Source organism: Streptomyces sp. NPDC005151, assembly GCF_053599875.1.
Window position 1 is genome coordinate 45,215 of sequence record NZ_JBSFYR010000047.1, and the last position, 13,097, is coordinate 58,311.

The window sequence follows — 13,097 nt, forward strand, 5'->3', positions numbered from 1 at the left end:
TGGCTGCAAGCGGTCTACCGCCCCGCGGGGGAGTGGTGGGATCCTGCCACGTATGGGGACATTGAGGGCATTGAGTCCATGGGGTCGCGGCCGGACCCATCGCATTCCGGCCGTACTGTGCCTCGTCGGTGTGGCGGTTGCGGGGGCCGTCTCCTGTGAGCCGATCGACGGGCTGAACTCCGCGTCCGTCGCCCTGACCGCCGACCGGACCGGCACCGCGGCGCTGGAGCGCAAAGGGGTCGATGTGCAGTGGCTGAACTGCACGGCCGAGGTCGAGGGCGGCGGTACGACGCCGCCCTCGTCCTCGCGCTCCGCGTCCGTGCGGCAGGTGGCGCACGTCGACTGCCGCGGCCGGACCGCGGGCGGCAAGGACGTCACACTCGTCGGCAAGGTCACGAAGGAGGTCAACGGGCTTTGTGTACGGGGGGACTTGACCGGGAAGGTCGGCGGCAGGACCGTCCTGCGGGCCGATGTGCTCGGCAACTGTCACGCCGCCCCCTCGACCGGCGGCGTGACGCCGCCGACGGGTGGTGGAAGCGGTGGTGGCGGCGGCCGTGCCCGGCCGACCGTCACTGTGACCGTCACGGTGACCGGATATCCGCAGGGCAAGTGAGTGCGTCCGACACGCGGACGGGGGCGGACTCCGGCCAACCCCGTTCCCCGGAGCACGACCGCAGCCTAGGGTGATCGATGTGACACAGCCTGCCTATCTCCGGTACCCCCATGTCCAGGGCGAATTGATCGCCTTCACCGCCGAGGACGATGTCTGGCTGGCGCCGCTCGACGGCGGCCGGGCCTGGCGCGTCAGCGCCGACAACCGGCCCGTCCGCCAGCCGCGCATATCGCCCGACGGCACCCACGTCGCCTGGACATCCACCCGGGACGGCGCCCCCGAGGTGCACCTCGCCCCCGTCGACGGAGGCCCTTCGAAGCGGCTGACCTACTGGGGCGACGCGCGGACCACCGTACGCGGCTGGACCCCCGAGGGCGACGTCCTGGTCACCAGCACCCAGGGGCAGGTGTCGCTGCGCCGCAGCTGGGCCCGGGCCGTCCCGGTCGACGGCGGGCCCGCGCGGACCCTGCCGTACGGTCCGGTCGGCTCCCTCGCGTACGGACCCGGCGGACGGGTCCTGCTGCTCTCCGCCACCATGGGGCGCGAGGCCGCCACCTGGAAGCGCTACCGGGGCGGCACGGCGGGCAAGTTGTGGCTCGCGCAAGCACCCGCGGAGGGCCAGGGGCCGGACGGCGTCGCGGACTTCGTACGGATCCACGAGGGCCTCGACGGCAACATCGAATGCCCGATGTGGGTCGGCGACCGTCTCGCCTTCCTCTCCGACCACGAAAGCGTCGGCGCGCTCTACTCCTCGCTCCCCGACGGCTCCGACCTGCGTCGGCACACCGAGGCCGAGGGCTTCTACGCCCGCCACGCGACGACCGACGGCACCCGCGTCAGCTACGCCTCGGCCGGTGAGCTCTGGCTGCTCGACGACCTGGAAGGCGCCGGGCCCCGGCGTCTCGACATCCGCCTCGGCGGCCAGCGCGCCGACCTCCAGCCGCACTCCGTGCACGCCGGGAGCCACCTCGACTCGGCGTCCCCGGACCGTACCGGCCGCGGCAGTGCCGTCGGGACGCGCGGCGCCGTCCACTGGGTCACCCACCGCGAGGGCCCGGCCCGCGCACTGGCCGTCGAACCCGGGGTGCGGGCCAGACTGCCCCGTACCTTCCAGGCCGACGGCGATCAGCACGTCGTCTGGGTCACCGACGCGGAGGGCGACGACGCCCTGGAGTGCGTACCCGCCACCGGAACCGCTCCGGGCACCGCACCGCGCCGACTGGCCGCCGGCCGGCTCGGCAGGGTGCTCGACCTGGCGGCGGCCGCCGACGGCAGCCGGTTCGCCGTCGCCTCGCACGACGGCCGGATCCTGATCGTCGAGCGGGAGAGCGGCGAGGTCCACGAGGTCGACCGCAGCGAACACGGCGACGCCTCCGGACTCGTCTTCTCGCCGGACTCGGCATGGCTCGCCTGGTCCCACCCCGGGCCCGAGCCGCTGAGCCAGCTCAAACTCGCGCACCTCGCCGATCTGTCGGTCGCCGAGGCCACGCCGCTCCGCTTCCGGGACTACGCCCCCGCGTTCACCGTCGACGGCAAGCACCTCGCCTTCCTCTCCGAGCGGGCCTTCGACCCGGTCTACGACGCGCACGTCTTCGACCTGGCCTTCGTCGGCGCCTGCCGCCCGCACCTGCTGACGCTCGCCGCCACCACGCCCTCCCCGTTCGGGCCACAGCGCCACGGCCGCCCGACCGAGAAGGAGAAGAGCTCCGGCGACGGCGACCAGGACAACCCCACCGCGCTGCCCGTCACCAGGATCGACCTCGACGGGCTCGCCGACCGGATCGTGCCGCTGCCCGTCGAGGCCGCCCGCTACTCCTCGCTGCGCGCGGCGAAGGACGGACTGCTGTGGCTGCGACACCCGGTGACGGGCGTGCTCGGTACGGCAGGGGCGACGCCGGACTCCCAGGGACCGGAGACCGTCCTGGAGCGGTACGACCTGGAGAAACTGCACAGCGACGAACTCGCCTCCGACGTCAGCCGGTTCGCCGTCAGCGGCGACGGCAAGCGGCTGGTCCTGCACACCCGGGGCAAGCTGCGCGTCGTACCCGCCGACAGCCGTGTCCCGGCGGGCTCCGACGACGACCACGACTGCGGCAGCGACAACAACGTCACCGTCGACCTCTCCCGGATCCGCCGGACCGTCGAACCGGCCGCCGAATGGCGCCAGATGTACGACGAGGCCGGCCGCATCATGCGCGACAACTTCTGGCGGCCCGACATGGGCGGCGTCGACTGGGACGGCGTCCTCGACCGCTACCGGCCGGTGCTGGCGCGCGTCGCCACCCATGACGACCTCGTCGACCTGCTCTGGGAGGTGCAGGGGGAGCTCGGCACCTCGCACGCGTATGTGACGCCGCAGGGCGGCCGGCACGACGACGCGAGCCGACAGGGGCTGCTCGGCGCCGACATCTCCCGCACGGACGAAGGCCATTGGCGTATCGACCGGATCCTGCCGTCCGAGACGTCCGACCCGGCAGCCCGCTCGCCGCTCGCCGCGCCCGGCGTCGCGGTCCGCGCCGGGGACGCGATCCTCGCCGTCGACGGGCAGGAGATCGACCCCCTGACCGGGCCCGGGCCCCTGCTCACCGGCTCGGCGGGCAAGCCGGTCGAGCTGACCGTCTCGCCGGCGGACGGCGGCAACCTGCGTCATGTCGTCGTCGTGCCGACCGCGGACGAGGAGGCGCTGCGGTACCACGCGTGGGTCGCGGACCGGCGGGCGTACGTGCACGAGCAGTCCGGCGGACGCCTCGGCTACCTCCACGTCCCCGACATGGTCGGCTCCGGCTGGGCGCAGCTCCACCGGGACCTGCGGGTCGAAGTGGCCCGTGAGGGGCTGGTGGTGGACGTACGGGAGAACCGCGGCGGTCACACGTCGCAGCTGGTCGTGGAGAAGCTGGCCCGCCGCATCGTCGGCTGGGACCTGCCGCGCGGCAGGCAGCCGTACAGCTACCCCGGGGACGCGCCGCGCGGTCCGGTGGTGGCCGTGGCGAACGAGTTCTCCGGCTCGGACGGCGACATCGTGAACGCGGCGATCAAGGCGCTCGGGATCGGGCCGGTGGTCGGTACGCGGACGTGGGGCGGCGTGGTCGGCATCGACAGCCGGTACCGGCTGGTCGACGGCACGCTGGTCACGCAGCCCAAGTACGCGTTCTGGCTCGAGGGGTACGGCTGGGGTGTGGAGAACCACGGGGTGGACCCGGACGTGGAGGTCGTGATGGCGCCCCAGGACCATGCGGCGGGGCGGGATCCGCAGCTGGACGCGGCGATCCGGATCGCGCTGGAGGGGCTCGCGGAGAGCCCGGCGAAGTCGGCACCGGGTCTGCCGGGGTAGGGGGCCGGGGCCTTTCTTCCGGATCCGGCCCGATCCGGAAGAAAGGCCCTCGTTCCCCTGCCCGCCCGTTCCCGGGACCGGAGCTCCGCCCCCGGTTTCGGGAACGGGGCAACCGCGCCCGATAGCATGCCCGTGTACGGATCAACCACGCGACCGAGGAGCCCGGCCATGGCGGGAGAACCGCAGCCCGACTGCCTGTTCTGCAAGATCGTCTCGGGAGAGGTCCCGGCAACCATCGTCCGCGAGACCGAGACGACCGTCGCCTTCCGCGACATCAACCCCCAGGCCCCCACCCACATCCTCGTCATCCCCCGCGTCCACCACCGCGACGCCGCCACCCTCGCCGCCGCCGAGCCGCAGATCGCCGCCGACATACTGCGCGAGGCCGCGAACATCGCCGCCGACGAGAAGATCACCGACACCGGTTACCGGGTCGTCTTCAACACCGGCACCGGTGCCGGGCAGACCGTCTTCCACGCGCACGCCCACGTCCTGGGCGGCCGCGGACTGCAGTGGCCGCCCGGATAACGCCGAAACCACCCGAATCGCAGGCCGCCGCACCCATGTCCGTACGCGAACTCGTCGTCCTCGGCACCGCCAGCCAGGTCCCCACCCGGCACCGCAACCACAACGGCTATCTGCTGCGCTGGGACGGCGAGGGCATCCTCTTCGACCCCGGTGAGGGCACCCAGCGCCAGATGCTGCGCGCCGGTGTCGCCGCGCACGACATCAACCGGATCTGCGTCACGCACTTCCACGGCGACCACTCCCTCGGCCTTGCCGGGGTGATCCAGCGCATCAATCTCGACCAGGTCCCGCACCCCGTCACCGCGCACTACCCGGCGAGCGGGCAGCGCTTCTTCGAGCGGCTGCGGTACGCGACCGCCTACCGCGAGACCGTCGCGCTGACCGAGGCCCCGGTCGCCACCGACGGGGTCCTCGCCGAGACCGCCGCGTACACCCTGCACGCCCACCGGCTCTCCCACCCCGTCGAGTCGTACGGCTACCGCCTCGTCGAGCCCGACCGGCAGCGCATGCTGCCCGACCGGCTCGCCGAGCACGGGATCAGCGGGCCGGACGTCGGACGGATCCAGCGCGAGGGCTCGCTGGACGGCGTCGGCCTCGACGAGGTCTCCGAGCGCAGGCGCGGCCAGCGCTTCGCGTTCATCATGGACACGAGGCTCTGCGACGGCGTGTACACGCTTGCCGAGGGGTGCGACCTGCTGGTCATCGAGTCGACCTTCCTCGACGAGGACGAACGGCTCGCCACCGACCACGGTCATCTCACCGCCGGACAGGCGGCCCGGGTGGCCCGGGAGGCGGGCGTACGGCATCTCGTGCTGACGCATTTCTCGCAGCGGTACGGAGATCCGGGCGCCTTCGCCACCCAGGCCCGCGCCGCCGGGTTCGAGGGCGAACTGACCATCGCCCAGGACCTGATCAGCGTTCCCGTCCCGAGCCGACATCAACAGCAGCAGTAACCAGCAGCAGCGAGAGTGAGCGAGCAACCCGTGCAACTCCCCAAGGCAGAACTCCACCTCCACATCGAAGGAACCCTCGAACCCGGGCTGGCCTTCGCCCTTGCCGAACGGGGTGGCGTGGAGCTGCCGTACGCGAACACCGAAGAGCTGCGCACCGCCTATCTCTTCGACGATCTGCAGTCCTTCCTGAACCTCTATTACGCGCTGATGGCCGTCCTGCGCACCGAGGAGGACTTCGAGCAGCTCGCCGACGCCTACCTCACCCGCGCGGCCGCCCAGGGCGTCCGCCACGCGGAGATCTTCTTCGACCCGCAGGCGCACACCGCCCGCGGCGTCCCGATCGGCACCGTCGTCGAAGGACTCGGCCGGGCGCTCGACCGCAGCGAGGAGAAGCACGGCATCTCCACCCAGCTGATCATGTGTTTCCTGCGCGACCAGTCCGCCGAATCGGCCCTGGAGACCCTCGACGCCGCGAAGCCGTACCTGCACCGGATCAGCGCCGTCGGCCTGGACTCGGCGGAGGTCGGGCATCCGCCCGCGAAGTTCCGTGAGGTGTACGAGGCGGCCGGGGCGCTCGGGCTGCGGAAGGTCGCCCACGCCGGCGAGGAAGGTCCGCCGGAGTACATCCGGGAGGCGCTCGACGTCCTCGGGGTCGAGCGCATCGACCACGGGCTGCGCTGCATGGAGGACCCGGACCTGGTGAAGCGGCTCGTCGCCGAGCGGGTGCCGCTCACGCTCTGCCCGCTGTCCAACGTACGGCTGCGCGCCGTCGACACCCTGGAGGACCACCCGCTGCGGGCGATGCTGGACGCCGGGCTGCTCTGCACGGTGAACTCCGACGACCCCGCGTACTTCGGCGGATACGTCGGAGACACCTTCCACGCCGTCCACGAGGCGCTCGGACTGGAGCGTGAGCAGCTGCGCACCCTGGCCCGCAACTCCTTCGAGGCGGCCTTCCTCGACCACGACGAGGAGCGCAGGTCGCGCTACCTGTCGGAGGTCGAGGCGTACGCGTTCGACTGACCGCCCGCGCCCGACGGACCGGCCGTCCGGAACGCGTTCCTGCCGAGGCGCCTGCGGCGCAGCGCGGGCACGCTGATCTCCGTGACGGCCTGTTCGGGCGAGCCCATCTTCGGCACCGCGCCGGACAGCGTGCCGGTGGTCGCGGCGAGCAGCGCCGCGGGGGCTCCGCCGCGGCGGCGGACGGAGCCGGGCACCAGCGGACGGCCGCCGGTGTGCAGCGCGACGGCCGTGACCGGGGCGGCGACCAGCAGGGTCACGGCGCCCAGGATCAGGCCCATCACCGGGTAGCCGGCCGTCTCGGACAGCACACTGCCGAGGACCGGGCCGCAGGCCACGCCGACGGACGACGCGGAGCCCGCGAGGACCGCCCAGCGGCCCCGTACATCCAGTGACGCGGCCAGACCGATCAGATACGACAGGACCACCGGGTAGACGGTGTTCCACGTGATCTCACCGGTGGCGAACGAGCCGAGCCCGGCGGCCGACGAGCTGAGCACGATGCTGCCCGCGATGATCACGGTGCCGAGACCGATCGGGACGGCTCGGCCGAGTCTGGCGCCCAGCACTCCGGCGCCCATCACGCCGAGCAGGCCGGCGCCGAGCGCGGCGGCGAACACCGCGCCGATGGTGACCTCGGAGAGCCCGGCCTGGGACGCACCGATCCGGCTGCTGACCCCCCACAGGGCGTTCTGCGCCATCGACCAGACGAGCATGCCGCCCGCCAGCACCAGACCGGAGCGGCGGTGCGGCAGCCGGCCGCCCACCGGTGCCGTCGAACCGGTGGGCGCCGAGCCGCCGAGCCGCGCGGTGGCGGGCCAGACGAGCAGGGCGACCAGGGCGATCGAGGCGAACGGCAGCCGGTGGCCGCCACCCAGGTGAGGGATCGTCAGATAGAGGGCGCCCGCGGTCGCGGAGACACTCAGCAGGCCCAGGGACGAGGTCCGGTGCGGGTCGCGCTGCGCGGCGATACCGGCCGCGGCCACTGCCGTCGCCGTACCCGAGCCGAGCCCGCCGATCACCGCGCCCATGACCACGAGGGGCACGGAACCGGCCAGCGCGGCGCACCCGTAGCCCACCACGGCCAGCGCCAGTCCGGCCAGCGCCAGTCCGGCCCGCGCCGGTCTCCGCGACCCGTACCGCTCGGCCCGGCCCGCCAGTGTGAACCCGGCGGTGGCCGAACTCAGCAGGAGCGCGCTGCCGACCAGACCCGCCTGGGCCGCGCTGAGGCCCAGATGGGTGGAGAGCCGGCCGACGATGGTGGGGAGCAGATAGGCGGCGAGGTAACCGGCGGTGAACACGGCGACCAGGGGCCACGCGGCGCGAGGGCGCGGGGACATGGGCGTTCCTGAAGACATGCCGGAGGAGGCAGGGAAGGCGGGGAGGGGTACAGCGGGGGGACGTGGCACTCGTCGGTGTCGATCGGCGACGGTGCGTGCGGGCCAATTTGTATCAAGTGCGCACAGTCGACCGAAAGCCACCCCTGAGTGATCTGGGTCACATTAGTGTTTGCCACCTTGCGAAGCGGGTAGCAGCGCATGTTTATGCAGGTCAGTGTTGGTGTGCGCAGACCCCGGGCGGGTCGGGCACCGGTCCGGCTCACGCTCGCCCGGCGCGACGGCGCGGACCCACCGTATGCAGGGGGAATCGGGCACACTGGCCGGATCTGCCACGAGCGGGGAGTGCAAGGTGAGCACAGACAATCCAGCCATCGACCCACTGGACGGGCTGCGTGCCCCGCAGGACCCGGACTGCGATGTGTTCCTCACCGGCACGGTCTTCCTCGACATCGTCTTCACCGGCCTGGACAGCGCCCCGGTCCGCGGCACCGAGTCATGGGCGCGCGGCATGGGCTCCAGCCCCGGCGGCGTCGCCAACATGGCCACCGCACTGGCCCGGCTCGGACTGCACACCTCGCTCGCCGCCGCGTTCGGCGACGACCACTACGGGGAGTACTGCTGGGACGCCCTCGAACAGGGCGAGGGCATCGACCTCTCGATGTCGCACACCGTCCCCGGCTGGCACTCGCCGGTGACCGTCTCCATGGCGTACGAGGGCGAGCGGACGATGGTCTCGCACGGACACGAGGCCCCGCCACCCGCCGCCCCCTCGCACGCGGACCGGGCCTTCCCGTGCTGCCCGCCGCGCGCCCGCGCCGCCGTCGCCTCGCTGACGCCCGGCCGCAGCGAGCCGTGGGTCGCCGTCGCGGCCCGGCACGGCGCCCGGATCTTCGCCGACGTCGGCTGGGACGAGACCGGCCGCTGGGACCTGGACGCGCTGCCCGACCTGCGGCACTGCCAGGCGTTCCTGCCCAACGCGGAGGAGGCGATGCGCTACACCCGTACCGACTGCCCCCGTGCCGCCGCCCGCGCCCTCGCCGAACGGGTGCCGCTCGCCGTCGTCACGCTGGGCGCGGAGGGCGCCTACGCGGTGGACGCGGCGACCGGCGTCACCGCCGAGGTGCCCGCGATCGAGGTCGAGGCCCTCGACCCGACCGGCGCGGGCGATGTCTTCGTCGCCGGGTTCGTCACCGGCACCCTGGCGGACTGGCCGCTGGCCGACCGGCTGGCCTTCGCCGGACTGACCGCGGCGCTCTCCGTCCAGGAGTTCGGCGGGTCCCTGTCGGCGCCGGGCTGGGCGGAGATCGCCGCCTGGTGGCAGCGGGTCCGCACCTGCGACGGGCAGGATCCGGCGGCCCTCCAGCGGTACGCGTTCCTGGAGCATCTGCTTCCCGCCGCCGCCCGGCCCTGGCCGCTGCGCCGGGCCGTACCGACGATCGGCTTCCGCCACCCCGCGTGACGCGGCCACAGAGGTTCGCATCGTGTGCGAAAAAGCCCTCGGCGTTGTCCGTGCGGAGTCGTAGGCTTGGTTCCAGAGGTTGTCGAGCGGCGAGAACCCTGCAACGGGAGGTATGTGCAGGCCCGAGGGCTGGCCCATGACTCAGACACCCACACAGCCGCAGGCGCGTGCCCAGATCAGGATCCCGGCCGCACACCCCATGGTGATGCTCCTGGGATCGGGCGACTCGCTGCTGCGCGTGATCGAAACGGCGTTCCCGACGGCCGATATTCATGTCCGGGGCAACGAAATCCGAGCCACGGGTGACGCAGCCGATGTCGCTCTGATTCAGCGCTTGTTCGACGAGATGATGCTCGTGCTCCGCACCGGGCAGCCGATGACGGAGGACGCAGTGGAACGTTCGATCGCCATGCTCCGGGCGAGCGGCAACGGGGAGGGGGAGCCGCAGGGCGAGACGCCCGCAGAGGTGCTCACCCAGAACATCCTCTCCAATCGCGGTCGCACGATCCGCCCTAAGACGCTCAACCAGAAGCGCTACGTCGACGCCATCGACAAGCACACGATCGTCTTCAGCATCGGACCCGCCGGTACCGGCAAGACGTATCTCGCCATGGCGAAGGCGGTCCAGGCCCTGCAGTCCAAGCAGGTCAGCCGGATCATTCTGACCAGGCCCGCCGTCGAGGCGGGGGAGCGGCTCGGGTTCCTGCCCGGCACACTTTTCGACAAGATCGACCCGTATCTGCGCCCGCTCTACGACGCGCTGCACGACATGCTCGACCCCGACTCGATCCCGCGGCTGATGGCGGCGGGCACGATCGAGGTGGCGCCGCTGGCCTATATGCGTGGCAGGACGCTCAATGACGCGTTCATCATTCTCGACGAGGCGCAGAACACCAGCGCCGAGCAGATGAAGATGTTCCTGACCCGGCTCGGCTTCGACTCGAAGATCGTCGTCACCGGTGACATCACCCAGGTCGACCTGCCGAATGGCACCAGGAGCGGTCTGCGCCAGGTCCAGGACATCCTGGAAGGCGTGCCGGACGTGCACTTCTCCCGGCTCACCTCCCAGGATGTCGTCCGGCACAAGCTGGTCGGCCGTATCGTCGACGCGTACGAGAAGTACGACAACCGAGACAGCCACAAACGGAAGTAGTCGCAGCGCACCATGTCGATCGACGTCAACAACGAGTCCGGAACCGAGGTCGACGAGCAGGCGATCCTCGACATCGCCCGCTATGCGCTCGCACGGATGCGGATCCACCCGCTCTCCGAACTCTCGGTGATCGTGGTGGACGCCGACGCCATGGAGCAGCTCCACATCCAGTGGATGGACCTGCCGGGTCCGACGGATGTCATGTCCTTCCCGATGGACGAACTGCGTCCGCCGGCGAAGGACGACGAGGAGCCCCCGCAGGGGCTCCTCGGTGACATCGTGCTCTGCCCGGAGGTCGCGAAGAAGCAGGGCGAGGACGCGGAGACCCAGCACTCCATGGACGAGGAGCTCCAGCTCCTCACCGTCCACGGGGTGCTGCATCTGCTGGGGTACGACCACGAGGAGCCGGACGAGAAGGCCGAGATGTTCGGTCTCCAGGCGGCGATCGTGGACGGCTGGCGCGCCGAGCACGGCCTGACCGGTCCGTCGCCCGCCCCCACCGTCTCGTGAGCGTCCCCCTCGTCCTGGGTGCCGTTCTGCTGGTCGTGTTCGGCTGGCTGGCGGCCTGCGCCGAGGCGGGCATCGCCCGCACGTCGAGCTTCCGGGCGGCCGAGGCGGTGCGCTCCGGGCGGCGTGGCAGCGACAAGCTGGAACAGGTCGCGGCCGACCCGACCCGCTATCTCAATGTCGCCCTGCTCGTGCGGGTCGCCTGCGAGATGTCGGCCGGCGTGCTCGTCACGTACGTCTGCCTGAAGGAGTTCCCGGAGACCTGGGAGGCGCTGGCCGTCGCGATGGGTGTGATGGTCCTCGTGTCGTACGTCGCCATCGGCGTCTCGCCGCGCACCATCGGGCGGCAGCACCCGCTGAACACGGCGACGGCGGCGGCGTACGTGCTGCTGCCGCTCGCCAGGATCATGGGCCCGATCCCGCAGCTGCTGATCCTCCTCGGCAACGCGCTCACCCCCGGCAAGGGGTTCCGCAAGGGCCCGTTCGCCAGCGAGGCGGAACTGCGGGCGATGGTCGACCTCGCCGAGCAGGAGTCGCTGATCGAGGACGAGGAGCGGCGCATGGTGCACTCCGTCTTCGAGCTCGGCGACACGCTGGTGCGCGAGGTGATGGTGCCGCGGACGGACCTGGTCTGCATCGAGCGGTACAAGACGATCCGGCAGGCGCTGACCCTGGCCCTGCGCTCCGGGTTCTCCCGGATCCCGGTCACCGGGGAGAACGAGGACGACATCGTCGGGATGGTCTACCTCAAGGACCTGGTCCGCAAGACGCACATCAACCGGGAGTCGGAGGCCGATCCAGTCTCCACGGCGATGCGTCCTGCGGCGTTCGTGCCGGACACCAAGAACGCCGGTGATCTGCTGCGCGAGATGCAGCAGGACCGCAGCCACGTCGCTGTAGTCATCGACGAGTACGGCGGCACGGCGGGCATCGTCACGATCGAGGACATCCTGGAGGAGATCGTCGGTGAGATCACCGACGAGTACGACCGTGAGCTCCCGCCCGTCCAGGAGCTGGAGAACGGCTGCTTCCGGGTGACCGCCCGGCTCGACATCGGCGACCTGGGCGAGCTGTTCGGGGTCGACGCCTTCGACGACGAGGACGTGGAGACGGTCGGCGGACTCCTGGCGAAGGCGCTCGGCCGGGTGCCGATCGCCGGGGCTTCCTCGGTCGTCGATCTGCCCGACCGGCGTCGGCTGCGGCTGACCGCGGAGTCCCCGGCGGGGCGCCGGAACAAGATCGTCACGGTACTGGTGGAGCCGGTGGTGCCGGAGGAGGCAGCAGCGGAATGACTCCGCAGGAGTTGAGGGCGTTCTGCCTGGAGTTCAACGCGAGCGTCGAGGAGTTTCCGTTCGGACCGGAGACCTCGGTGTTCAAGGTGCTCGGCAAGATGTTCGCGCTCAGCACGCTGGACGCACGGCCGCTCACGGTCAATCTGAAGTGCGATCCGGATGACGCGGTGCGGCTGCGGGAGAAGCACGCGGCGATCGCCCCGGGGTGGCACATGAACAAACGGCACTGGAACACGGTGACGGTGTCGGGGGTGCCGGGGCGGCTGCTGCGGGAGCTGATCGAGGACTCGTACGACTTGGTGGTGGCGGGGTTGCCGCGGGCGGAGCGGCTGCGGCTGGACCGGGGGTAGAGCGGGCCCGGACCCGGGGCGCCGCCCCGGACCCGGGCCTCCACCGCCGCAGGGGCTGGCTGCGTCGCCCGCGTGCCGGTCCCGGCCGTCCGCTTCGTATGCTCGGCACATGACTGAGAGCACCGACCTCGGCCCCGAGGACCGCAAGATCGTCACGCTGGCGCGCAGCGCCCGCGCCCGCAACGGTGTGCCGGAGGGCGCGGCCGTACGGGACGAGACCGGACGGACGTATGTCGCGGGCACCGTACAGCTGGAGTCGCTGAAGCTGAGCGCCCTGCAGACCGCCGTCGCGATGGCGGTGGCCAGCGGCGCCACTTCTCTGGAGGCGGCCGCGATCGTCTCCGAGGCGGAGACCCCGTCGGACGCGGACCGCGCGGCGGTACGGGACCTGGGCGGGCCGCAGACCCCGGTGCTGCTGGCCGGACCGGACGGCGCGGTGCGGGTCAGCGTGACGGCCGGCTGAGAGCCTGTCGGGTGACCTTCGATCGGAAAGCGGACGCGGTCTGGTGCGTGCGATTCCAAGGCGCCGGAAGGCCCTCGGATGGGGTCTC

12 protein-coding genes are annotated in these 13,097 nt (G+C 71.7%); 11 read left to right on the top strand and 1 reads right to left on the bottom strand.

The window, feature by feature from the left end; genetic code table 11:
• Positions 1-70 precede the first annotated feature (70 nt).
• From ACWD6R_RS23845 to ACWD6R_RS23865, 5 genes are all read left to right on the top strand, one after another.
• Complete coding sequence (locus ACWD6R_RS23845) at positions 71-613, top strand: hypothetical protein (RefSeq protein ID WP_451820546.1); 543 nt, start codon at positions 71-73, stop codon at positions 611-613.
• Between the two features lie 79 nt (positions 614-692).
• Positions 693-3,944 carry a S41 family peptidase gene (locus ACWD6R_RS23850; RefSeq protein WP_451820547.1) on the top strand — a complete coding sequence of 1,084 codons (3,252 nt, stop codon included), beginning with the start codon at positions 693-695 and terminating at the stop codon, positions 3,942-3,944.
• 168 nt (positions 3,945-4,112) lie between these two features.
• Positions 4,113-4,472: a histidine triad nucleotide-binding protein gene (locus tag ACWD6R_RS23855; RefSeq protein WP_451820548.1), complete on the top strand. Its 360-nt coding sequence runs from the start codon at positions 4,113-4,115 to the stop codon at positions 4,470-4,472.
• Between the two features lie 35 nt (positions 4,473-4,507).
• On the top strand, positions 4,508-5,425 hold the full coding sequence (locus ACWD6R_RS23860; RefSeq protein ID WP_451820549.1) for a ribonuclease Z: 918 nt from the start codon (positions 4,508-4,510) through the stop codon (positions 5,423-5,425).
• Between the two features lie 30 nt (positions 5,426-5,455).
• On the top strand, positions 5,456-6,448 hold the full coding sequence (locus tag ACWD6R_RS23865; protein ID WP_451820558.1) for an adenosine deaminase: 993 nt from the start codon (positions 5,456-5,458) through the stop codon (positions 6,446-6,448).
• Here the strand turns inward: ACWD6R_RS23865 and ACWD6R_RS23870 are convergent.
• On the bottom strand, positions 6,412-7,785 hold the full coding sequence (locus ACWD6R_RS23870; protein ID WP_451820550.1) for an MFS transporter: 1,374 nt from the start codon (positions 7,783-7,785) through the stop codon (positions 6,412-6,414). The two genes, ACWD6R_RS23865 and ACWD6R_RS23870, sit on opposite strands and share 37 nt — an antisense overlap.
• Positions 7,786-8,134: 349 nt before the next feature.
• Here ACWD6R_RS23870 and ACWD6R_RS23875 point away from each other — a divergent pair, with 349 nt between their 5' ends.
• From ACWD6R_RS23875 to ACWD6R_RS23900, 6 genes are all read left to right on the top strand, one after another.
• Entirely contained in the window at positions 8,135-9,244 is a 1,110-nt protein-coding gene (locus ACWD6R_RS23875; protein WP_451820551.1) for a carbohydrate kinase family protein, read from the top strand.
• 136 nt (positions 9,245-9,380) lie between these two features.
• Complete coding sequence (locus tag ACWD6R_RS23880; protein WP_451820552.1) at positions 9,381-10,397, top strand: PhoH family protein; 1,017 nt, start codon at positions 9,381-9,383, stop codon at positions 10,395-10,397.
• A 12-nt stretch (positions 10,398-10,409) separates the two neighbouring features.
• Complete coding sequence (gene ybeY, locus ACWD6R_RS23885; RefSeq protein WP_355999303.1) at positions 10,410-10,907, top strand: rRNA maturation RNase YbeY; 498 nt, start codon at positions 10,410-10,412, stop codon at positions 10,905-10,907.
• Complete coding sequence (locus ACWD6R_RS23890) at positions 10,904-12,196, top strand: hemolysin family protein (protein WP_451820553.1); 1,293 nt, start codon at positions 10,904-10,906, stop codon at positions 12,194-12,196. Before ybeY ends, ACWD6R_RS23890 begins: the two co-directional genes overlap by 4 nt.
• On the top strand, positions 12,193-12,546 hold the full coding sequence (locus tag ACWD6R_RS23895) for an MmcQ/YjbR family DNA-binding protein (RefSeq protein WP_451820554.1): 354 nt from the start codon (positions 12,193-12,195) through the stop codon (positions 12,544-12,546). Before ACWD6R_RS23890 ends, ACWD6R_RS23895 begins: the two co-directional genes overlap by 4 nt.
• Before the next feature lie 109 nt (positions 12,547-12,655).
• Positions 12,656-13,009, top strand: a complete 354-nt coding sequence (locus ACWD6R_RS23900; RefSeq protein WP_037697728.1) for a hypothetical protein — start codon at positions 12,656-12,658, stop codon at positions 13,007-13,009.
• Positions 13,010-13,097: the final 88 nt, after the last annotated feature.